Annotated in this window: 19 protein-coding genes and 5 pseudogenes; 7 read left to right on the forward strand and 17 right to left on the reverse strand. The window is 56.6% G+C overall.

What is annotated here, in order from left to right:
- Positions 1-20 precede the first annotated feature (20 nt).
- The 6 genes from FHT28_RS16090 to FHT28_RS16115 all read right to left on the reverse strand — a co-directional run bounded on the left by FHT28_RS16090 (position 21) and on the right by FHT28_RS16115 (position 5,879).
- Positions 21-290, reverse strand: a complete 270-nt coding sequence (locus tag FHT28_RS16090) for a XapX domain-containing protein (protein WP_037198727.1) — start codon at positions 288-290, stop codon at positions 21-23.
- Between the two features lie 34 nt (positions 291-324).
- Positions 325-1,032 (reverse strand): alpha/beta hydrolase, encoded by a 708-nt coding sequence (locus FHT28_RS16095; RefSeq protein WP_168596728.1) that lies wholly within the window; start codon positions 1,030-1,032, stop codon positions 325-327.
- Between the two features lie 128 nt (positions 1,033-1,160).
- The gene (locus tag FHT28_RS16100) at positions 1,161-1,817 is read right to left on the reverse strand and encodes a hydrolase (protein ID WP_168596729.1); all 657 of its coding nucleotides are present in this window, start codon (positions 1,815-1,817) and stop codon (positions 1,161-1,163) included.
- Positions 1,818-2,059: 242 nt separating this feature from the next.
- Positions 2,060-2,959: an AraC family transcriptional regulator gene (locus tag FHT28_RS16105; protein WP_234903995.1), complete on the reverse strand. Its 900-nt coding sequence runs from the start codon at positions 2,957-2,959 to the stop codon at positions 2,060-2,062.
- A gap of 103 nt (positions 2,960-3,062) precedes the next feature.
- Positions 3,063-3,968, reverse strand: a complete 906-nt coding sequence (locus FHT28_RS16110; protein WP_168596730.1) for an AraC family transcriptional regulator — start codon at positions 3,966-3,968, stop codon at positions 3,063-3,065.
- A gap of 327 nt (positions 3,969-4,295) precedes the next feature.
- Positions 4,296-5,879 carry a Na+/H+ antiporter gene (locus FHT28_RS16115; RefSeq protein WP_168596731.1) on the reverse strand — a complete coding sequence of 528 codons (1,584 nt, stop codon included), beginning with the start codon at positions 5,877-5,879 and terminating at the stop codon, positions 4,296-4,298.
- Positions 5,880-6,329: 450 nt separating this feature from the next.
- On the opposite strand from FHT28_RS16115, the gene FHT28_RS16120 reads away from it, so the two are divergent.
- The 4 genes and pseudogenes from FHT28_RS16120 (at position 6,330) to FHT28_RS16135 (ending at position 8,201) form a co-directional block, all read left to right on the forward strand.
- A complete protein-coding gene (locus FHT28_RS16120; RefSeq protein WP_168596732.1) occupies positions 6,330-6,956 on the forward strand; it encodes a hydrolase in 627 nt (208 codons plus the stop codon).
- A gap of 311 nt (positions 6,957-7,267) precedes the next feature.
- Positions 7,268-7,500 (forward strand): annotated as a pseudogene (locus FHT28_RS16125) (type IV secretory system conjugative DNA transfer family protein); the annotation flags it as partial.
- Between the two features lie 152 nt (positions 7,501-7,652).
- On the forward strand, positions 7,653-7,964 hold the full coding sequence (locus FHT28_RS16130) for a WGR domain-containing protein (protein ID WP_051964217.1): 312 nt from the start codon (positions 7,653-7,655) through the stop codon (positions 7,962-7,964).
- A gap of 38 nt (positions 7,965-8,002) precedes the next feature.
- Positions 8,003-8,201, forward strand: a pseudogene (locus tag FHT28_RS16135) (HU family DNA-binding protein).
- A 66-nt stretch (positions 8,202-8,267) separates the two neighbouring features.
- On the opposite strand, the pseudogene FHT28_RS36190 reads toward FHT28_RS16135, so the two are convergent.
- Positions 8,268-8,342, reverse strand: a pseudogene (locus tag FHT28_RS36190) (DUF736 domain-containing protein); the annotation flags it as partial.
- Positions 8,343-8,905: 563 nt separating this feature from the next.
- Here FHT28_RS36190 and FHT28_RS36195 point away from each other — a divergent pair.
- Positions 8,906-9,088, forward strand: a pseudogene (locus FHT28_RS36195) (PRC-barrel domain containing protein); the annotation flags it as partial.
- A 125-nt stretch (positions 9,089-9,213) separates the two neighbouring features.
- Here FHT28_RS36195 and FHT28_RS16150 read toward each other — a convergent pair.
- The 7 genes and pseudogenes from FHT28_RS16150 to FHT28_RS16180 all read right to left on the reverse strand — a co-directional run bounded on the left by FHT28_RS16150 (position 9,214) and on the right by FHT28_RS16180 (position 13,571).
- Positions 9,214-10,359 (reverse strand): SbmA/BacA-like family transporter, encoded by a 1,146-nt coding sequence (locus FHT28_RS16150; protein WP_113118393.1) that lies wholly within the window; start codon positions 10,357-10,359, stop codon positions 9,214-9,216.
- Between the two features lie 141 nt (positions 10,360-10,500).
- Positions 10,501-10,662 (reverse strand): DUF3309 family protein, encoded by a 162-nt coding sequence (locus FHT28_RS16155; protein WP_113118394.1) that lies wholly within the window; start codon positions 10,660-10,662, stop codon positions 10,501-10,503.
- Positions 10,663-11,012: 350 nt separating this feature from the next.
- Complete coding sequence (locus tag FHT28_RS16160; RefSeq protein ID WP_168596733.1) at positions 11,013-11,660, reverse strand: BON domain-containing protein; 648 nt, start codon at positions 11,658-11,660, stop codon at positions 11,013-11,015.
- Between the two features lie 57 nt (positions 11,661-11,717).
- Complete coding sequence (locus FHT28_RS16165; protein ID WP_092576817.1) at positions 11,718-11,960, reverse strand: hypothetical protein; 243 nt, start codon at positions 11,958-11,960, stop codon at positions 11,718-11,720.
- A 293-nt stretch (positions 11,961-12,253) separates the two neighbouring features.
- A pseudogene (locus tag FHT28_RS16170) lies at positions 12,254-12,346 on the reverse strand (BAX inhibitor (BI)-1/YccA family protein); the annotation flags it as partial.
- Positions 12,347-12,453: 107 nt separating this feature from the next.
- Positions 12,454-12,978: an Hsp20/alpha crystallin family protein gene (locus tag FHT28_RS16175; protein ID WP_037200533.1), complete on the reverse strand. Its 525-nt coding sequence runs from the start codon at positions 12,976-12,978 to the stop codon at positions 12,454-12,456.
- A gap of 380 nt (positions 12,979-13,358) precedes the next feature.
- Positions 13,359-13,571 carry a ChaB family protein gene (locus FHT28_RS16180; protein ID WP_113102326.1) on the reverse strand — a complete coding sequence of 71 codons (213 nt, stop codon included), beginning with the start codon at positions 13,569-13,571 and terminating at the stop codon, positions 13,359-13,361.
- 424 nt (positions 13,572-13,995) lie between these two features.
- Between FHT28_RS16180 and ligA the strand changes: the two genes are divergently transcribed.
- The gene (gene ligA, locus FHT28_RS16185; protein ID WP_318284051.1) at positions 13,996-16,134 is read left to right on the forward strand and encodes an NAD-dependent DNA ligase LigA; all 2,139 of its coding nucleotides are present in this window, start codon (positions 13,996-13,998) and stop codon (positions 16,132-16,134) included.
- Between the two features lie 217 nt (positions 16,135-16,351).
- Here the strand turns inward: ligA and FHT28_RS16190 are convergent, their stop codons facing one another.
- Both FHT28_RS16190 and FHT28_RS16195 read right to left on the reverse strand, forming a co-directional pair.
- A complete protein-coding gene (locus tag FHT28_RS16190) occupies positions 16,352-16,684 on the reverse strand; it encodes a hypothetical protein (protein WP_037200538.1) in 333 nt (110 codons plus the stop codon).
- A gap of 69 nt (positions 16,685-16,753) precedes the next feature.
- Positions 16,754-17,200 carry a pyridoxamine 5'-phosphate oxidase family protein gene (locus tag FHT28_RS16195; protein WP_037200539.1) on the reverse strand — a complete coding sequence of 149 codons (447 nt, stop codon included), beginning with the start codon at positions 17,198-17,200 and terminating at the stop codon, positions 16,754-16,756.
- Positions 17,201-17,900: 700 nt separating this feature from the next.
- On the opposite strand from FHT28_RS16195, the gene FHT28_RS16200 reads away from it, so the two are divergent.
- Positions 17,901-18,161 carry a hypothetical protein gene (locus FHT28_RS16200; protein WP_168596734.1) on the forward strand — a complete coding sequence of 87 codons (261 nt, stop codon included), beginning with the start codon at positions 17,901-17,903 and terminating at the stop codon, positions 18,159-18,161.
- Positions 18,162-18,409: 248 nt separating this feature from the next.
- On the opposite strand, the gene FHT28_RS16205 is transcribed toward FHT28_RS16200, so the two are convergent.
- Positions 18,410-21,061 carry an erythromycin esterase family protein gene (locus FHT28_RS16205; protein WP_168596735.1) on the reverse strand — a complete coding sequence of 884 codons (2,652 nt, stop codon included), beginning with the start codon at positions 21,059-21,061 and terminating at the stop codon, positions 18,410-18,412.
- Between the last annotated feature and the right edge of the window lie 66 nt (positions 21,062-21,127).

Here is a 21,127-nt window from a genome sequence, read left to right on the forward strand (position 1 = left end):
GTCCTCGGTTGGAAAGGGCATCAGGCCTTATCGGAAGGCGTGGTATCGGCGGGCCGATCGCCTTTCGGCAGGTGGCCGAACACGTGCGGCTTGATCTGATGCATCCAGGAGACGGCGGCCGGCTCCTTGTTGATCAGGGTCTTGGCGAAGGGAATGATTTGCTCTCCGACGAGGATACCGAGGAGACCGACGAGGGCGATGACGGGCGGAGCCGGCGAACGGACGTTCAGCAGGCTATAAACGATACCGACGAGCAAGCCCGCCCCGAGTGAGAGAAGGTAAATTTTCACGAGTATCTGTCCTGTGGGGTTAGCGCGTTGGCGTCTAGCGTGCGGATGTCTCGGAAACCGCCTCGAGAATGACGGAGGCAACCGCGTCCGGTTGAGAGAGCAACGACATATGGCTGGCTTTGAGTTCTGTTGTGCGGGCTTTCAGCTTTTTGGCCAATGCCCTTTGAAGCTCGACGCTGACGGCGCGGTCTTCGGTCGAGACAACGTACCAGTTCCTGCGATCGGACCAGGCCGCCTCGGTCACCTTGTCGGAAAACGTTCCAGCGCCAAGCGGCGGCTGGACAGCAGCCAGGACACGCGCCTCTTCTTCGGGCAAATCCTGGGCGACGTCATTGATCCAGCCATCCACGCTCATCATGTAGCTGCCGCCACGGTCGAGACTTATCTTCCCCAGGCCGGGAGGCGACGGATAGGCAGCGACCTGATCGCCCGTCGACTGGCCGACATCCGGCGCGAAAGCGGCGACATAGACCAAAGCCTTCACCTTGGGATCGTTGCCCGCTTCGGTAGTGACCGTCCCTCCCCAGCTATGCCCGACGAGAACGACGGGTCCGTCGATCCCGTTCAAGGCATGGCGGACGACCTGGACATCAGCCGATAGAGACGTCGTCGGATTTTGGACGGCAACGACAGAGGCACCCTGCTTCTGCAGGCGGGAGATGACGGATCGCCAACTGGATGCGTCTGCCCATGCCCCATGCACGAGGACGACGGTGGCGCGATTCGACGGTGAAGCGTTCATGGTTCGCTCCTTGCGTTTGAGTGACAACGGATTGGGCGTACCGTGGCGCAGAAAAATCGCACCACGGAGCAAGGCAGGGATTTGGCCGCGACGACGTTATTTTCGGAAGTCGCGGCAGGTTGCTCCGCTCAATGAGCTTCGGAGGCGCCGAACATGGTCTTGGCGTAGATGATGCCGAGGCCGTAGGAACCGCCGAACTTCTTGGCAATACCCGTGGTCATGTCGTAGGTCTCGGTGCGTGCCCAGTCGCGCTGCAGCTCGAGCAGATACTGAAGCGACGTCATCGGCTGTGCGCCTGCCTGAACGATACGGTCCATGGCCCGATTGTGAGCTTCGTCGGATACGTCTCCGCAGGCATCCGCCAGTACGAAAACTTCGAAGCCCTGTTCGATAGCCGACAGTGCAGGTCCGACGATGCAGACGCCGGTCCACAGGCCGCAGAGGACGATGCGCTTCTTGCCGATACGGTTGACTTCTCTAATAACCTCAGCGTCTTCCCAGGTGTTCATCGACGTGCGGTCGAAGAGCTTCTGCTCGGGAAAAGCATCGGTGATCTCGGAGAACATTGGGCCAGAAAAGCTCTTTTCGGCGACCGTCGTCAGAATTGTGGGGACGCCAAAGCCCTTGGCGCCGTGGGCAACGAGAGCCGCGTTATTCCGCAGATTGATAGCATCGATGCTTTTCGTCGCAAAAGACATCTGCGACTGAAAATCGATCATGATCAGCGTGTGATCCTTCGGAGTGAGAAGCTTCAAGCCCGGCGTCGGTGTCGCATTTACAGTCATCGTATTTCCTCAAAAGCGTTGAGCTGAACTGCGTCGGCATTCAGCAAAATTGCGTTGACGGAGGGGATGATGCCCGCTGCCGCAACAATCTTCTTGTCGCTTAGAAGGACGATTTGGATGTTCGGACTGTTTCGGAGTCCACGGATCCCGACACTGAAAAGCTGGCGGGGGCCAGTAAAATCTCGAGCGCAAAAGCGTTCGCGCCTATTCAGAGGCGCCGCCTCGAACGTATTCAGAAATTTTTACGATGGCTTATCAACTGATTTCGGTCGGTGCTGCCGCCGCCACGTTGCAGGCGGATGGCCGGCAATATCGGAAAAAGCACGCGTCATATGGCTCTGGTCGGCAAAGCCGCATGCAACTGCCACCTCTGGAATTGACAGATCGGAGAGCAGGAGGTCTTTCGCCTTCGAAATGCGGTACTCCATCACCCAGCGATACGGCGTTCTGCCGAATGTTTCCTTAAAAGCCCTGATGAAATAGCTGCGTGACAAGCCGCATATCTGAGCAAGATCGGTGACCGAAACTTGTGCAAAGGCGTTTGTGGTCAGGAATTCGAGTACTCTCTTCTCTTGCCACGGCGCAAGAACACCGTTCTTCTTCGTCGAAAAATACTGGCTGCCATAGGTCTGCGTCAGATGCGTCAACAACACTAAACTGATCTGCTCGAAAAATAGTTGATTGGCCTGATGGCGGCGCACCAGATAGGGCAAAACAGCCTGAGCAAGGCCAAGAATAACATCGTCCTTCGTGCCGGGCCTGCAATCGAACCCGTCGAATTGCGGACGGCCGATATCCTCCAGGAACGAGCGAACAAATGACAAGGGTATGTTGAATCGCAAGTTATCGAATGGCGAGAGATGATGGCATTGCCACTCGTCTCTGAGATCGGTGATCGCGATCGCGCCCTTCGGATGACCGCCTTCGAAAATAAGCACATTATTTTTCCAAAGCCGATGCATCTTGAAATCGGTCAATTGGATAATGACAGACACCGCTTCATCACGTTTGCTCGGTGGAGCAATCGGGAGATCGTCTCGGTCGTAACTCAAGCGCGTTACGGTGATGGCCGACGCTTTCATCGTCCATCGATTGGGAGCTGGTATTCGAGGCAAATCTACGCCTTCGGATTCTCTTTCCAATGTCCACTCCGGCAAACCCACCCTCACCGACCGCGACGCTACGGTATTTCTCTGGTAAAATCCAACGATTTTTTTACGAAAAAACGGTTCCGGTTGGTTAGCCCTAGTTGATGTAGCCGGCTCGCCAAACTGCCGGCGTTACGCCGGTTTCACGGGAAAATACCTTGGTAAAATGACTTTGATCCACGAAGCCACACGCGTCAGCGATCATTTTCAGTGATGCCTCGCTTCCGCGCAGCAGCTCCTTTGCGGCCTCCACGCGCGCATGCATCAGCCATTGATGGGGCGTGACGCCGGTCACCTTCTTAAATCCCTGTGAGAAATGATTAGCGGAGAGGCCAGCCGCGGCGGCGATTTCCGCGACGGACAATTCACGCGCAAGGTTTTTTCTCATGAACTCTTTTGCCGCGGTTTCGCGATTATAGGGAAGGATCGCGTCGTCCAGGCCAGCCTCCGTCTCCCCAATGAGGTCCTCGATCAGATGAGAGCATATCGCAATTGCCAGGTGTTTCAGGAGTGCCTCCCACGACGCAGTCCGTCGATCGAAGAGGGAGAGAACGACGTCGGTGAGATTGCTTAAGACCGGATCCCTCTCGCCCCTTCGACACCGCAGCTGGATTGTCGGGCTCGCTCTGGATAATTCCCCGACCTCTTGGATAAGTGCCTTTGGCAGAAAAAAAGTAGCGGAATGAAGGTCTGCGTGTAAGACGATGGATGCTCCTTCGGAGAGGTCAACAAGGCAGACCGATCCTCGCTCAAATCTGCGGGGCAGCGTCCTGGTTCCATCCGGCAAGATATCGCAATGATGCGCCTCCTTGGTGTACACCATCAGGAAGTAGGCATCGCAAACGGGAAGGCAGACAATCGGCCTCTCGCCGTCAGCGACATCCTTGGCGATTCTCGTCACGCAAATAGATGAAGACCTGACAGGCACGGTGTTCAGCGAGGCGGCCTCTGGAAGGCCGAAATACGGACCTAGCGTGTTCAATTCAAGATAGGCCAGGCTCAATCCCGCTCCTCCAAGACGCTTTCACGTGTTCGCGAGACCCGCGAAAAAACAATTGCCCCCACAGACCATATAATTCTCTACCGCATAGGTACGCAACGGTCATCCCACCGAAACTCAGATTTCAACCCCGGTGAGAACCAGCCTCACCGCAACCAATGAAATTATCTTGTACAATCTTACGCCCACGGTCGCAAAGGTCTCGAATCCGCAAAAGTGGCTTTAATAACTGTCCAACATCAAGGAATAGCGACCCGCATCAATGCATGTCTCTCATCCAAGGGAAGGCAGCGGGGACCCGGATTTATAACCGACCGGCCGCGCTGCGGATCACAATCGGTTCTCGGCGGCTATTTCCTGCAGATCCAGCTCATGTTCGAGATCGCGCATTACGCGGTCTTGGATTTCGCCTGCCCTATGCATATGCAGAATTTCGGCGCGGCCAGCTTGAAGCGCGACGAGAACCGCCTTGAAGTGGGCCACTTTGATGCTCTCGTGTGTGTCACGGTCAGCTTCGTACTGAGCGGCAACCTCAGCCCGATGCCGGTATTGTTCGAGTAGCCGAGGATGTTTTTCGCCACCATCCTCTTTCCGTGAGCACTCTTGGATGGCGTGATACTGAGATTCCGCCACGCGCCTCCATGCCGAAGCTTCGTTCTCCCGAAAATGCTGTTCTTCGTCGGGACTAGCCACTCGCAACAAGGCTGCAAGAGGGGCAAGGGTCGAGCCTTGCACGAGCACTGTCACCATGATGACCGCAAACGCCGCTATGAGGACGACGTCTCTCCCGGGCATATGTTCTGGAAGCGACAAAGCCCCGGTAAGCGTCACCACACCGCGCATCCCAGCCCAACTGATAATCGTGGCCGTTGCCAGCGAGGACGGTTTTCCGCGCGTGTGACCTCTAAACAGCAAAAGGCGTTTCAATGTCCCTGTTGCGAGCAACCATGCAAACCGCGCGAGTATCACTGTCAGAACGACGGCGGAAACCGGAAGGATTAGATCGCCGATACCCTTCTCGGCACCACCTATTCGGTCAAGCACACCTCGCAACGACAGGCCTACCAGGATGAAAAGCAGGGACTCCAGCAGAAAGACCAGCGCCTTCCAGAACGCTTGAGCTCGCACCCGGGTCGAAGCCGAAAAGGTTTCGTGCTGATGAAATCCCAGAATCAGCCCAGTCGTAACGGTCGACAGAACACCCGAACTATCAAGGCGTTCAGCCCCGATATAAGAGAGCGCGGCCAGGAGAAGCGTTGCCGTAATGATCAGCTCGCTGTCGCGTAGCCTGCGGATTACCCAAACCCCCACCAAACCAACAACAAGGCCGATGATCACCCCTCCGGCCGTTACCCACGTGAAGGCGCCGATCGCTTCGGGAATGCTGAAGCTCCCGGTCAGGGCGGCGGCGACGGCAAACCGCAGCAGGACGAGGCCGCTGGCGTCGTTGACCAAGCTCTCGCCTTCGAGAAGTGCCGAAATCCGGCTAGGAAGGCGGAGCCTCTCGAGAACTGCTCCGGCGGCAACGGCGTCCGGTGGCGAGACGATTGCGCCCAATGAGAACCCCACAGCCCATGGCAATTGGGGCAAAAGGAGATGGAAGACGGTTCCGACGGTCAGTGTCGTGAATACAACGGCGCCCAGCGCCAGTGAGGCTATCTCCGCGAAATGCTTCTTGAACTCGTGCCAGACCGTGAAATAGGCGCCGCTCATCAAGAGAGGCGGCAAGAAGATCAGCATGATCATTTCTGGATCGATCTTGATCGTTGGAACGCCCGGCATTAGCGCAAGAACCACGCCGCCGACGATGAGCGCTGCCGCTGGCGGCAAACGCAAACGGCGAGCGATAAGCTCAAGCACGATCGTCGCCATCAGCAGAAGAACGAGAAATTCGTATGTTGATTCAACTGACATGTGGGCTCGAGTTTGACTTAGCCTTTAGCTACGGCACCGGAAATTCGTCCAAGCAACTTCAGCCGGGCCAAGTCGCATAGTCCAAGACGTAAAGAAAATGCTGGCGGCGAGATTGGACGATTGCGCTGGCGTTGGAGAAAAGCACTGCCGATTTCCCCCATCGAGCGCGAAACCCTATTCTCTCCAATCAGGCTGTCGCGAGCGTCCGGCAGCCATTCTGCGAGTGTTCATTCCCGGCACGCTCGCAATCACCATCTGATGCGATCCGATACGAGAGCGCTCCTTCGCCCCTCCGGCCAAACCGACCGCGCAAGCAACCAGGTCGCAACCATGTTCGTGGCCGATCTGAGGGCATTCCGACAAGTTCGAGTGCAATCGACAAGATAATGCAGACGCTCTGATCTTATTCTCCGCTCGACATCATGCCTTACAATCCCACGGAGATCCGTCATGGCCGAAATTCCGCTTCTCACCCCCGCTGATTGCGCTCTGGTCCTGGTTGATGAACAGGCCGGCCTTGCCTTTGCAGCCGGTTCAGCGGACCGGCAGCTTTTGCGCAGCAACGCCGTGGCCCTGGCGCGAACGGCAACAGCCTTTTCGATACCCGTCGTCGTCAGCACGTCTGCATCCAAGGTCTACAGCGGGCCGCTCATGCCGCCTCTGCGGGCCGTATTAGCCGATATAACCCCAATCGAGCGACGCAATATGAATCTTTGGGAAGACGAAGCGGCCAAGGCGGCAATCGTCGCCACAGGCCGCGAGACGCTTGTCTTCGCAGGGCTGCTGACCGAGGCCTGTGTCAGCTTTCCCGTGCTGTCGGCGCTCGCCGATGGCTACAAGGTTTACGTCGTCGCCGATGCATGCGGCGGCCTGACGTCGGCCAGCCACGATGCAGCGCTTCGACGATTGGAGCAGGCAGGCGCGATCATAACTTCGTGGCTGCAGTTTCTGCTTGAGATGCAGCGGGACTGGACAAGGCACGACACGTACGAGGCCGCACGAAGCATCGTTGTTGACCACGGCGGCGGTTATGGCATCGGACTCGACTATGCCCGTGACATGGTGAAACCCGCCTGAGGGGCCCACGATGACTTTCGATTTCAATCCGACAGCATGACAGATCGTTCCAGCTCGTAGCTTCGACCAGTCGGAGAGATCTTCAGAGCACCTAGCCATGCCTTGGCCGACGCACATTGTGGAGTTCAGCGCAAAATCCACCAAGTTTGCCATTTTGGTCGTGACCCTGCGATGGTCATGAAAAGTAAAGTCTTTCATTTGCCTTGTCTCGAGCGCGGCCCAGTCAGAGCCAAGCAGAAGAACGAGTTGGTTCACTGCGGAACTCTACAACGGCTGCATATTGTGATTGTACGAAAGCCTTTGGGCCTCCCCGTTCGTCGCAGATGTCGGGATCATCGCGCATACGCTCGAAGCGGCTCACGCGTCGGCCACTGATCCTTCCGCATGAGGTTCTGCGCATGCGCGGCGACGAACAAATCGTGTTCACCGCCGGCGACCCGCCGCTCAGGTGCGGGCTATCTGGTTCCGACGCAAAGATATGAACGCATCTGTCGGCGAGAGCCGATTTTACAGGAACGTCGAACGCGTGAAACGACGTGAGTGACGATGACTAGCGCGCGCCAGATACCGTCTTCGTCACCACCAGCGGCAAGTCAGCGTCCGCGGCAACCTGCGATCACGAAAATGAATCCGTGCGCATCGAACGATTCAAAACTCTGATTGGACGCCGGAATCCGAACGCGCGATTCTGCGTAGATGATCGTTCAACCCTATCACCTTTATATCGAGCGTATCGAGCCTGAGAAGAATATGGCACGGTTCTATGCGCTTGCCGTCCAGCCGACACTCTTTGGAGAAGTATCGCTGGTGCGCAGTTGGGGGAGGATCGGGACACACGGCCAGCAGAAGATGCACGTCTTCAATGAAGAGAAGCATGCTGTTGAGCTGTTTCTCGAGCTTCTCCGCAAAAAACGAAATCGAGGCTACAAACCAAAACCAACTGTGGAAATCCCGGCTATCCGGCATTCGTCCTCGCAGCGCGTCAATGATAAACTCATCGCAAGCTGACAGGGATTCCGTCTTCATAAATTATGCGTGGGAATTCCATGACCACCGCCAATGAAATTGCCGACAAGATCGCGGCCGACAACAGCCTGACGAAGGTCCAGGCCAAAGGCATCGTCGAAGCCGTGTTCAAGGCAATTGCAGAAGCTGCCGGCTCCGACGCTGAGACCTCCATCCCGGGCTTCGAAGAAGCTGAGATTTGCGCCTGCGGAGGCGCTCAAGGATGCACTGAACAAATGATCCCCAAAAGGGAAGGCTCGCCTTTCGGTGGGGCCTTCGATGCAATCAGTCCCCGATCAACCGGGATCAGATGAGCGAGAAGCCTTCCTCGCCTTCGCCCTCGATCAGGGTTGCATGGATCGGGGCGGCGAAGCTTGGCTCGCGTGAGCGAGCAGATCCCGATGGAGTTGGCGGATGTGATTTTCGTTAAGCGGGATCGCGTCGAAGGAGGAGAGGATCGTTTCCATCACCTCGGCATAGCCTGCGACCTCCCGTTCGTCTCGGCTGGTGAACGAGCCGAGACGGAGGTTCGAGAGCAGTCGTTCGAGGTCGCGGTCCCTTAATTTGGCGCCTTCAATACGGATCGACGATCCAATGCTTTCGATCGTCGCGACTCGAGACAGCCGTGTGGCAACTTGACGAGAGAACGTGCCAGCGTCGAGGCCGGCGCGGGACCGTTCTCTAGTACTTCGTCGGTCATGGAGCGAGGCACTCGTCGCATATCCCGCAACCATCGTCATCCATGCTGGATAACGATCGGGCTTTATGACAGCAAAGGCATGTAACCCTATCCGGTCCGGGCGTGTCTTCGCGCACAGGCGGCAGTATCTCGACTGAGCTTTCGGACAGCATATTGGGCACCATTCGATCCATTGCAGAATTGCCTGTAGAACTAGTTAAAAGATAAGAAGCCTCAAATCCTGCACAAGGCCGCAAGCTGCACGCACGTCCACGATGCCGGCAGCCAGGCGATCATCGACGTCGGCGGGTTTCTCAGAATAGGCGCCAAGCCGGTTGCGGTTCCGTTGACGGACCTTGACTTCATGGGTGATGAGGATTGCGAGGTCCATGCGGTCACGACCTGGACCAAGGACCAGCTTAAGGACATGCCTGAGCATCGCCGTTAAAAAATGGACACGGGACGGAGCCGTGGCCAACTGGGCGTGGACAAAGTCCATTGCCCACACATGGTTGGAATGGGTTGCTTCCGAGCCTTGACCCGACTTTCCGTGATGCAGACCACGTGGCGAACTTAATCGCGCCCTTCGCTATCAAGCTGATCAAGCACCATGAGCAACGAAGCGACGCGATTGATCGAGGAAAGGCAGTCCGCCAAACTCGCATAGTTGTCGACCAGCCAATTGAGCGCCGCCTGGACAATAACGAACGCCGCGGTCACCTGGGCGACCTCACCCAGTGACATCGTCCCAACCAAATACTTCGGAGCGCATAGGACCCAGCCGATGACCGGGGCGAGCAATACGTTTCCCTGAGATACGAGGGTCGTACGCATCAGCTGGGCGCACAGCTCACGCCAACGATTTATTACGTCATCTAGCGCTAGACTGAGCGAGTGCTGCTGTTGAATCTCTCCTTGCGATCTCGCCGCCGCCGTGTCGCGTTCACGCAAATTCGAGCCAATCGAACGAAACTGCGCCTCGGCAGCGTTCTTGCCGGCAATAATTTTCACCATACGACGACCGATGATGGTCATTGCGAGAGTCATAAGCGCCGAATAGGTCGCAACCGCGATGACCAAATATTTGGGCACCGTCAATTCATGTCCGACGACGCCGATGACGAGGTCGCCACCGACATTCCAAAGTATGCCGATAAAGATGCCCGCACTGAGTACCGCCTTCAGCAAGCCTACTGCCATGCTGACTGGGGCATCAGTTGCAACGCGGGCATCTTCCGCGATCCGATATTCAGCGTTCTGATCCTCGCCGACGGCAAATGGAAGTTTTCGGAACAGGTCATTGGCGAGCCAACGATCAATCAAATGCTGTGTCAGCCATGCACGCCATCGTCGCTGCGTCGTCATCTGCGACCAGACACCAAGAACCGCAACAAGAATGCTTGCACCGGCAAGTGGCAAGAAAAGCAGTGCCTGGGCTCTCAGGACGGCGCTGTCACGACGCCCAAAAGCGTCAAAAAAATCGCGCCCCCAATAGTTCAGGCGATATTGGATCAGCAATTGCAGCAACACGCTTGCTAAGAGAGCCGCAGTCGGCAACCATGCCGTTAAGGCCTTTGGGCCTCGCCAGAAGCCCGACGCACTCCGCCAGAAGCGGCTGACCAACGCGCGTCGGCGATCCACCGAAAAACCTGCTGTTGGGGCCGTCTCTCGGACCGACGCTTCGACATTTCTTGGTGGAGGCGGGTTGTGCTTTTGCAACGCAGAGGCTCCCTGGTGGTATGTAGCCGCTTCTGCAACAGTGGGGATGCATCCAGCCTGATCTTCTCTTGCCCGTGAGCTGACACTCCGACAATTCGTGGCACGACTTGCAAACGGCGCGTAACCGAACAAATCGCTGCTTTAGAAGCGTCCCATGTGTCCACCAAACAACAAAATAACCAGGACGACGATAAGCAGAAGACCGACACCGCCCAATCCCCTTCCGCCATATCTACTATAGCCATAGTATCCGCCGCCGCCGAACAGCAAGAAGAGGATCAGGATTATCAATAGTAGAGACATGGGTGGCCTCCTCGGGCTCGCCTCGCGCTTCATTGCAATACGGCTTTTGTCGATCGCCCAGATATTGCAAATCTGCGATCGAGCAGAGCACGCCGATACAAACGCCTATTGAATTAGCGATCCAAACCTAACAGCATTGCAGAGAACTACATTGATCCGCGTCAAAATTGGCGGACGGAACCTCATCCGCAGCGAGCAGCAATGGGCCGTTAAGATCGGTGGTAGACCAGGACGGCCCGGATCGGTGGCGCAGCTCGTATCTGGTGTCTGTGCAGGCCCACGGACTTGAATCGAAGATTTGGTGCGACGCGTTTGACGTCGCACCAAATCCCTTTCTTCGTCGAATGAGATCACCCGACCGCGATTTGATCAATCACGTTCTTGATCCCCGGAGCGGACCAGGCCGCACGGTCCGCCGCTGTCCGTTCCGACCAGGTATGAACCTTACCCTTGAGAGTGACGCTGCCGCCGGAAACTTCAACGCTGATGCGTTGGGATTCGAGTCCCGCGTCCCGTTTGAATGCGTCCTCGATCCGCTTCTTCACATCATTGGCACTGACACGTGGGGTGATCTCGACCATGTTGGATAGACCAACCACCCCAGCAAGGTCGCGAACGGTATCAGCCGCAGCGTTCTTCTGATACTGCCATTCGACTTTACCTGTGAGCGTGACCCAGCCTTTTTGGACCTTGACCTGGACAGCGCCCTTCGGAACGGACACATTCCAGTCGAGCATTTTCACGGCCCGGCTGGCGATGTCTTCGTCTTCCGTTTCATAAGTGCCGAACACCCTGATTTCGATCTCTTCGGCAATGCCGCGAACGCCCTTCACTCGCTTCACGACCCGTTCGGCGGTTTCCTTTTGGGAATACGAGCTGACATGGCCAGTGAGGGTTGCGATGCCATTGTCGACAGCGACGCCGATACTCGCGGCGTCGATGCTCGGTTCGAATTCAAGTTCATCGAGAATGTTTTGTCTCAGGGTGATATCGTCCATGACTTGCTCCTTTCAGCTCTTCTGGACTTGTAAGCAATCGACGAAAGGCGCACCCGTTTATACCGGAAGCACGACGCCGTCGTTTGCGGATTTCGCGCGCAGTCGGGCTTTCTGCTGGAGCAAAGCCCCACGCAAGGCATCTAGCCGTGCACGCGATTGCTGAATTCGGATTCGCTCCGCGGAGATAACGGCCAGGTGTGTAATTCGCGGGCCCTTGGTAACCGCATCGCTGCCATTATTACCGGTCATCAGGCCGACGAGGCCCATAGAAGAGACCGCAATTGCCGTTAATATCTTCATCTTTACTCTCCATCAGAAATAAAGAAAGGGCGTTCGCAAAAACACCAAGCACCCCGCGGAAACCTGAGGGCTCTTCAGATTGATTTTTGCAAATAGTAAGCAAAATCAGAATACTACGACGTTGATTTGAATCAAATTATTGCTCTTCCAATACGGATTTCCTGACTTGTTCTTGCCAGGAAACTGCATGAAGTGCAGGCTGGCTGCGGCGCCGGCGCCAACGGCTCGGTCGCCGGCCATCAGCGCAACAGAAGCAGTTGCCCGGTGGCTCACTCCTGGTACCAAATCAATCGCTATGCCCGTCGTTGACCGGTGAACCGCAAGAGCATCATGAACAGATTGATAAAATCGAGATCGAGCGTGAGGGCTCCCATCGGCGCCTTTTTTGATAGCGCTTCATCCGGGTCGTTTTCTGCATACGCAGAACATGCTGAAACCGACATACCGATGGTGCGCCACAACGGATGGCGCACCGAAAGCGGCTCGCGGGACATCAGGCCGTCTTGACGGTAATTTTCTTTTCCGCCTTCTTTGCTTCGGCGGTCTTTGGCAATTTGACCGTCAGCACGCCCTTGGCGAACTGGGCGTCGATCTTGTCGGCATCGACGCCCTCAGGAAGTTGGAAACTGCGCTGGAAGGAACCGTAGCGGCGTTCGGACAGATAGTAATCCTTCCGCTTGTCTTCCTTTTCCTCGCTCTTCTCTCCCGTGATCGTCAATGTGTGATTGGAAAGTTTGACCTCGACGTTTTTTTCATCAAGGCCGGGAAGCTCCGCCGTGATCTCGTAGCCGCCATCTTTCTCGACGAGATCGATGGCTGGAGCGATCTGCCATTCGGCGCGGGAGATACGGGGCACTTCGAAATCGAGCATTTTCGACGGCAGACGCCAATCGAACGGACGGAAGCCGTCGAACACGCGGTCGATTTCTCGACGCAGGGTCTCAAACGGTGCCCATTGTTCAGCTTTTGCGGGCACAGAGGATTTCTGGATAGGCAGTTTTGTAACGGCGTCAGCCATGGCTCATCTCCTGGAGTTGGACAAATCCCTACAGGCACCGCCAATCCTTGCTCTTCCGCCTTAAGTTCTCCCGAAGGCGCAAAAGCAAAAGGGCGGCAAATCCTGCCTGCCGGATGTCACTGCCAATACAGGTTCATGACTCTGTCGATGCGTCAGGGACGCTTCATCTTGCGTCGCGTCACCTAATCTGGCTCGATCCCGCAGGAATTTTAGAGAACGCTCTTCTAAGCAGTCCTTCATTGATGTGGATCAAAACGCCTGACCATGGTTCGTTTCTGCACGGAGGCCGAACTGTCTCATTGTTGCCGCGACCACATGAGGGATCGGTTTACTTTGAGGAAGACCAGGGAACCGGAGACGAATGATGGGAGGGATACCCATCAGGCTCGGGAGATCCACTCGTCCCGCTGTTTGACGTAAAGCCGTTTGACGGCTGCCCAAGCAACACGGTGTGCAATCTGTTCCCGCACCCTGCCGCGGTCGGCATATTCCTCCCATGCATTGTTGAACGCTGCCCGATAAATTTCCTGAGCATGGATCGGCAGATGATTGCCAACGGAAGGAGGCAATTCTCCTATCGAATTGTAAGGCATCGACGTCATTCTCCTTAAGAATCGGCAGGGCTGGAGAGGGCGAAGTCGCTGAGAATAAGCGCAAAATCGCCGCTGGTCGCCCGCCATAAAGCGCGGTTCAAATGACATTTCTTTCGACATTGGCGGACTTCTCGCGCGAAATCGACCGCTCCACACTAATGTATTCTGAACGAGCAGCCTTGGCAGCGCATTGCGCGCAATCAAACTGCGAAGACGGCGAATTTGGCGCCAGATCGACGGTGATTGATCAAGATCATCGTGTCGATTGCTCCGGCTGTTACAAATGAGATGCGGCCTGGAGCCCCCGATGCCTTCGCCGATTCAAGCCTGAAGGCAAGAGTCGATGCCTCGGCGGCATCCACAACCGGGATTCGGATTGGGTCTCACATGCTTACCTCCGGCAACACCAGGGCTGAGTTCGACAGTGAAAAACACCAACGACATTGCTGCTGACGATCTCACCACCGCACAAGCCGCTGCTGAACTCGAACGGCTTGCAAAGGAAATCGCCGCTCACGATCAGCGCTATTATCAAGAGGATCGGCCAACAATCACCGACGCGGAATACGATGCGCTTCGCGCCCGCAACGCTGCGATCGAACAACGATTTCCACAATTGCTACGCGCCGACTCCCCGTCCTTGAGGGTTGGCGCCGCATCGGCGACCGAATTCCGCAAAGTCCACCATGTCGTGCCGGTTCTTTCCCTTGAAAATGCCATGTCCGATGAAGAAGTCAGCGATTTCTTCGACCGGATCTGCAGGTCGCTCAAAATTCGGGGAACGGAAGCCATCGCCTTCAGCGCGGAACCAAAGATCGATGGTCTTTCGATATCGTTGCGATACGAGAAGGGTGCCCTTGTCACTGGCGCCACACGTGGTGACGGCGCCGAAGGTGAAGATGTTACGGCCAACATCAAAACGGTGACAGAAATACCCCAGCGGCTGCGTGGCGGCAACGTGCCGGATATTTGTGAGGTGCGGGGAGAGGTTTATATGACCAAGACCGATTTCCTGAAACTCAACGCAGCTCAGGTGGCGGCCGGCAGGCAAACCTTCGCCAATCCGCGCAATTCGGCAGCCGGCTCCTTGCGCCAGAGGGATCCGCGGATTACCGCCTCTCGTCCCCTCGGTTTCTTCGCATATGCCTGGGGCGAAATGAGCCGGATGCCGGCGGCTACTCAATCCGACATGATGCGCTGGTTTGCTTCCTGCGGATTTAAAACGAACCCTCTGACCAGGACTTGTCATTCGGATCGAGAATTGCTCGCGTTTCATCAAGAAGTCGAGGAGATTCGGGCGAAACTCGACTACGATGTCGACGGCGTCGTCTATAAGGTGGACAGGATCGACTGGCAAAACAAGCTCGGTTCGATCGCACGTAGCCCACGCTGGGCGATCGCTCACAAATTTCCACCGGAACGCGCCGTAACCGTCCTGACGGATATAGAGATGCAGGTGGGGCGCACGGGCGTCCTGACGCCAGTTGCTAAACTTGAGCCAATCAATATTGGGGGCGTCGTCGTTAGAAGGGCCACGCTTCATAACAAGGATTACATCGCAGGCGTCAGCGCAAACCGACAGGTTGTTCGTGGGGGACGCGACATTCGCATCAATGATACAGTCGTCATCGAACGCGCCGGTGACGTGATCCCGCAAGTTGTTGACGTCTTGCCGGAAAAACGATCAAAAACCTCCCAACCCTATCATTTTCCAACGACATGCCCGTGCTCGCTGCGGACGGAGGTCGTGCGAGAGTTGACACATTCCGGGGAGCAAGGCGCCCATCTGCGCTGTTCGGGAGAATTGGCCTGCCCCTACCAAAAGATCGAACATCTCAAGCTGCTGGCATCCCGTCATGCCTTCAATATCGAAGGCCTCGGAGAACAGAAAATAGAATTCCTCTTCAAACATGGTTGGATTTGCGAGCCCGCCGATATCTTCACATTGGCAGGGCGCACCAGCGACATCGGACTTGCAGGACAGCAGGGTTTCGGCAAGAAGTCCGCTCAAAATCTGTTTCGCGCGATTGAGATGCGCCGCCGTATTGCCCTTGATCGCTTCATCTATGCGCTGGGCATTCGCCATGTGGGCGAGACGACAGCCTTAGTCCTGGCCAGAACCTATCGCTCATGGAGCCAATTTGAAGCCGCATGTTTGAAAATCGCGGCGGGCGATGCGGGAGCGAGACAGGAAATGAACGCGCTCAACAAAATCGGCGACACCGTTATCGACAGCATCGCGTCCTATTTTGGCGAGACTCACAATCTCGACATCGTCCGGCGCCTCATCGGGCAAGTGGTTATCCTTGACATGCCGCGATCCGACATTCTGTCGCCCGTGGCAGGACGGATCGTCGTCTTTACAGGATCGCTGACATCGATGACGCGCGAAGAGGCGGAAGAGCAGGCGGAACGGCTTGGCGCCAGAGCCGCAACTTCGGTCTCGGGGAAAACCGACTTTGTCGTTGCCGGCCCAGGCGCCGGATCGAAGCTTGCCGAGGCAAAAAGGCTCGGGGTCACGGTTCTGTCTGAAGCGGAATGGCTGAGGATGGCGCGCGGGTAGGTGTCAGGGCTCAACAACGCAGCTGGTCAGCACACATATTCTTCCAATCGGTCCGACAATCATGCAAATCGTGATGAGTGCGTGAACCACCTGGATAGCAATCCGCCCGCTTCGTGCTTGTTTGACCATCTGCTGGCATCAATGCCCGCAAAGCATCGACCTGAATGTGATGCCGGACTCACCATAAAGCGATGGGGAGCCCACTACCCGCTAGCATTTACTCATCCCTATCTGATTTCAGGAATGCATGCTTAATGTCATCGAGACCGTCCGCTTGAGCTTGAGCGTCCCTCAATAAATCTTCGGCGTAGCTTTGCGCGTCGATTATATCTCGAAAATGAAGTCCACAATCGCGGCCTTTAATTTCGATATCGTGCCGTATCTCTGCAATTAACTCTGCTTTTTCCTGTTCGTCGTGGAGACGAAGCAATCTTGTCATGGAACTCAAAGCGACAAGCTCAAGAACAAGAAAACGACCTTCAATTTCCCCAATCGTTGGCGCTATTGCATTGCCTTTGTCACTTGAATTTTTACCGTCGATTTTTGGCATGGCGAAAATCCTTATGAGGAGACGAAAGCGACTTTTTGCTCTCCTCGCACCTTGGAAGTTCCTGGTTTCCTAGCTCGCCGTGGCGCGCCCACTCACGTCAATCATATCGAGAGCAAAGAAAGTGTGTGTTTTGGGGGTTGCATCCGCCAATCTGGAGGATGGTTTCAAAGCACCAGGCTCCCACCAATCAAGGTGTTGCGCTAGCAGGGACCAGGCCCGATGCTTTTCTTCGCGACTTTCATCGCCATCAAGCTCAACGAATCTCGCATCGATAATTACACTTTTCCAAGAGTGCTTGCTTTTAAGCTGGTCAATTTGAACGCATACATTGGGGTTCGCTCTCATGATATCCAGCTTCTTACCTGGCAAAGTAAATGCGTATAACCTGTCACCGGCGCACGCATATTGAACAGGGACGACATACGGGATATTTGCGTTCGCGCAGGCCAATCTCGCAAGCCATTGTTTTTTTACGAGGGCAATACAATCCTCGTATGCCATCTCTTGGATGTTCATTGCTATTCCTCACTGGTATAGCGGATCTTCCATCAACAACACGATAACGTCGCCGCACCTTCCATTTCGGCAATCGAATGCGCGCATAGAGATCACGAAGGCATGCCGCTGCGAATGCAAATAGTTGCCACGGCGAAGGACCGTCGTTCTGGATCTCATTGCCCTGTAACTGGAGTTTTCCCCGCCCGCTCCATTGCGTCTTTAAACAACTCTTGAGCATATTCCGACGCAGCCGCAATCTGAGCTTCGGGCAGGTTTGCCTCGCGACATTTCCTTTCGATTGCGCGCCGGAGTGCTTCTATGTGTTCGGTTCGACCATCTGCAGCACAGTGCCTCAAAAGCCTTGTTAGAGCGGTGGTCGCCACAGCTTCAAGAACGAAGACTCGCCCCCCAATTTCACCCAACGACGGCGCAGCGTTACCAGCCGGGCCTCCGAAACTATCGCGCTTTACTCTCAGCATAGCATCGCTCCTGAATGAGCATACATTATCGAACAATCTTACGATAGTTCTGCTGTGGCGTTAGTGCATTGAGGCAAATCAATATGAGCGGCAAAAGGGCAAAAAAATTCCGCCCGACTGTGCGCCGGCAGGTGCTGTACGCGACGGCAGCCAGCAACGCTGAATGCCCGCGCGTTTCATGGTGAAGAGCGGGTGGTCGGCTTTGCGGGAGGCCTTCAGTGCTTTCCAGTAGGGTCGTGTTGTCGAAGACCAAGCTGATGGAAAGATCGCCGGTGAGCAATGACATCATGAACCTGCGCTCGCTTGTTGAGAACGGCGTGGATGCAGATTTGTCGCGCGAGATGATCGGCGTTGCCGCTGGGCAGCTATGGAGCCGTAAGTCCGCCACGGTAGCCGGATTCGGCGAGAAAATTAGCCATGCGGTCGATAAAGGTTCTCGCGCTGTGCTCATTCTCGATCAGGCGACCCGATCATCCTTCCACCGAGATCGCCGGAATTGAACCCGGTCGAGAATGGCTGGCGGCTTATGAGGGCAACTGGCTGTCAAACCGCACCTTAAGGACTGCGACGACATTGCCGCCCATTGCTGTGTCGCCTGAAACTTGTCGATCAGTCCTGGAGAATGATGTCCATCGCACTGAGCGAACGGGTGCAGGTGATGATCAGCGCTCGTTGATGCAAGATGGCAACGACCGCTGACCTATTCTGACATGCGGAACAACTTGGACAACGGTTGCGTGCTTCTGGATCAGAGGCCGAATGGATAAGTCTCATCCTCGCCGGTAGCCACCTGCGTCGGCAAGGGGACCACGGCACTTGTTTTGTCGAACCAGACGAAAGCATCGTACTGATCGGCCAGCGATGCGTAGCTGTAATGGCTCCAGCGCTCTGTTTCCGGGCGATAGACGACGCCAATGTAGCGCTCGAGTCGCGGCTCAGCCATGCCGCGACGGAGATCCTCGTGCTGTCCGGCGCGAAGGTCCAACAGGAAACGTTCAGTACCGACGTCGTGGCATAAGGCCTCGTAACTATCGGGCCGAGATGGCCGCACCGCCTTGATCTCCATTGGCGCGTCCCATTCCGAGGCCGCCGCAACGGTTCCGGTATGGGTGCCGAAGCCGACCAGGGCAGCGTCGTGTCCATAGGCCTGTCTGCACAACTGGCCAATGTTCAGTTCGCCGTGCTCCATGCCCATATCGGTGAATCGCGCGTCCCCGATATGGGAATTGTGAGCCCAGACGACAGCCTTTGTCTTTGGACCTGCCCATGCGAGGATATTCCGGAGGGTATCGAACATATGCTGGTCACGCTGATTCCACGATTCGTGAGCGCCGTAATACATGGCCCGATAGTAGCGTTCCGCATCGGCCACAAGACGAGCATTCTGCATGGCGTCGAAGAACTCAGCGCCATCCTTTTTGGCGTATTGGAACTCCTTTTGCAGGAGATCGACGAGAATGCGCGTCACCGGCCGCTCGCATAGTGCATAACCTTCAGTCAGTGATGCACGACCATAGGCCGCCGGCTCCCGCGACCACGGCGACAAACAGGCATAGCGCCCGCGCGCCACCGCCGCAGCCTCTGGATCGACGCGGTCAAGGTAGGCGAGCACCGCGGCGATCGATGCCGTCATGTTGTAGAGGTCGAGGCCATAGAAGCCGACCTTGTCGTTGGGCAATTTTGTGGCGTTATGATTGCGCAGGAAGCTGACAAATGCATCGACGTCCTTGTTGCGCCACATCCAGGTCGGGAATCGGGCGAAAGGCGTTGAATTCATCGGCTGATGTGGGCTTTGTCGCACATAACGGTCAACCGCGGCGCCATCTGGCCAATCGGCCTCGACTGCAACGATCGTGAAACCATGTTTCTCAATCAGCCGACGCGTGATGGCGGCGCGGGCCTGGTAAAATTCCGAGGTGCCGTGAGAGGCCTCGCCAAGCAACACCACGCGTGCATCAGCAAACCGGTCGAAGGCAGCGGGGAAGGCAGGATCATCCAGCGAGGGCAACGGTTCAGCTGCGGCCCGCAGCAAGGCTGCCACCGACATCGGCGATATTGGCTGAACTCCTGCAGGCGTCGGCACGTGGCTTTGCACCGGCGGAGACAGATAATGCTGGAACCAGGCGCTTGCCATGTCGGTCACTGTCTCAAGTGCGCCAGGCTCCTCGAACAGATGGGTGGCGTTGGGGACGATCCTCAGCAGCTTGTCACATGTGAGGGCAGCCAGTGCCTTGCGGTTCAGTGCAAGAACCTGCTGGTCGTCGCCGCCGACAATGAACAGTGTCGGCGCTTCCACCCCGCCGAGCCGTGGGCTGGCCAGATCGGGGCGACCACCACGCGAGACCACCGCCGCCACGCGGCCCCGAAGCTCCGCTGCCGCCAGCATTGCTGCCCCGGCCCCGGTGCTCGCGCCAAACAGGCCAAGCGGCAGATCGGCGATGTCCGGCTCCGCCCCGATCCAGATCGCGGCCTCAAGCAAACGCTCCGCGAGCAATGGAATGTCGAAGACATTGCGGCGGTCCCTCGCCTCATCCACCGTCAGCAGATCCAGAAGAAGTGTCGCGAAGCCCTCGGCATTCAGCCGGTCGGCAACGGCAATGTTGCGCGGACTGAGCCGGCTCGACCCGCTGCCATGGGCGAAAAGGATGATGCCTCGTCGATCCGGCGGTAGGCTTAGATCGCCGACCAGACCGAGCGGGGGAACTGCGATCCGGCGCCTGGAGTGATCGGGCGCAGCGTCAGCGCCTTCGGCCCACCCTTGTCTCAGCAGCCCGATCGTCTCTTCATCGGTGAGCTGGTGGAAATCGCGATAGAATCCGCCTACTCCTTGAAAATTCCTGGCGGGATTCAGACACACGACAACGTCGGCGTGCTGACGCATTTCGGCCAGCGTTTCTTCCGGTGCGACGGGGATGGCGAGGATGGTCTTGGCCGCACCTTGGCTCTTAATCGCGATGAGCGCGGCTTTGGCTGTAGCCCCTGTGGCAAGTCCATCATCGACGATGATAGCGGTATGTCCGGTCGGCTCCAGTCGCGCGCGGTTACCAAGGTAGAGTGCGCGGCGGCGCTCGAGTTCGGTGAGTTCCCGCTGCCGCGCGCGCTCGAGATAGGCGTCATCGACACCGGTCGCCAGTCGCACGTCCTCGTTGATGACTGTCTGAGGGCTTTCGCCTTCGACAACCGCACCGAGCGCCACTTCGGGAGCACCCGGCGCGCCGATCTTGCGCACTAGAATGAGATCGAGCGGCGCACGAAGCGCGCGTGCGATTTCCAGCGCCACCGGCACGCCACCGCGCGGCAAGGCGTAAACGACCGGACGATCAGCGAGCGTGACCAATCTGGCCGCCAACTGACGGCCTGCATCGGACCTGTCGCTAAACTGGTAATGTGATTTGACCATAAAAACACTATGTCTAGTCAGTGATCTGCCACATTGATGCAGATCAAATCCTCGCTATGGCCGCAT

This window comes from Rhizobium sp. SG570, assembly GCF_012275345.1.
GTDB lineage: Bacteria > Pseudomonadota > Alphaproteobacteria > Rhizobiales > Rhizobiaceae > Rhizobium > Rhizobium lusitanum.

Bases quoted from the DNA above. Each gene is read 5' to 3' on its own strand.
- FHT28_RS16100 (WP_168596729.1), bottom strand. From the start codon at position 1,817: ATGACTGTAAATGCGACACCGACGCCGGGCTTGAAGCTTCTCACTCCG.
- FHT28_RS16205 (WP_168596735.1), bottom strand. From the start codon at position 21,061: ATGGTCAAATCACATTACCAGTTTAGCGACAGGTCCGATGCAGGCCGT.
- FHT28_RS16120 (WP_168596732.1), top strand. From the start codon at position 6,330: ATGGCCGAAATTCCGCTTCTCACCCCCGCTGATTGCGCTCTGGTCCTG.
- FHT28_RS16115 (WP_168596731.1), bottom strand. From the start codon at position 5,879: ATGTCAGTTGAATCAACATACGAATTTCTCGTTCTTCTGCTGATGGCG.
- FHT28_RS16190 (WP_037200538.1), bottom strand. From the start codon at position 16,684: ATGCCAAAAATCGACGGTAAAAATTCAAGTGACAAAGGCAATGCAATA.
- FHT28_RS16160 (WP_168596733.1), bottom strand. From the start codon at position 11,660: ATGGACGATATCACCCTGAGACAAAACATTCTCGATGAACTTGAATTC.
- FHT28_RS16175 (WP_037200533.1), bottom strand. From the start codon at position 12,978: ATGGCTGACGCCGTTACAAAACTGCCTATCCAGAAATCCTCTGTGCCC.
- FHT28_RS16165 (WP_092576817.1), bottom strand. From the start codon at position 11,960: ATGAAGATATTAACGGCAATTGCGGTCTCTTCTATGGGCCTCGTCGGC.
- FHT28_RS16155 (WP_113118394.1), bottom strand. From the start codon at position 10,662: ATGTCTCTACTATTGATAATCCTGATCCTCTTCTTGCTGTTCGGCGGC.
- FHT28_RS16130 (WP_051964217.1), top strand. From the start codon at position 7,653: ATGATCGTTCAACCCTATCACCTTTATATCGAGCGTATCGAGCCTGAG.
- FHT28_RS16195 (WP_037200539.1), bottom strand. From the start codon at position 17,200: ATGAACATCCAAGAGATGGCATACGAGGATTGTATTGCCCTCGTAAAA.
- FHT28_RS16095 (WP_168596728.1), bottom strand. From the start codon at position 1,032: ATGAACGCTTCACCGTCGAATCGCGCCACCGTCGTCCTCGTGCATGGG.
- FHT28_RS16180 (WP_113102326.1), bottom strand. From the start codon at position 13,571: ATGCCTTACAATTCGATAGGAGAATTGCCTCCTTCCGTTGGCAATCAT.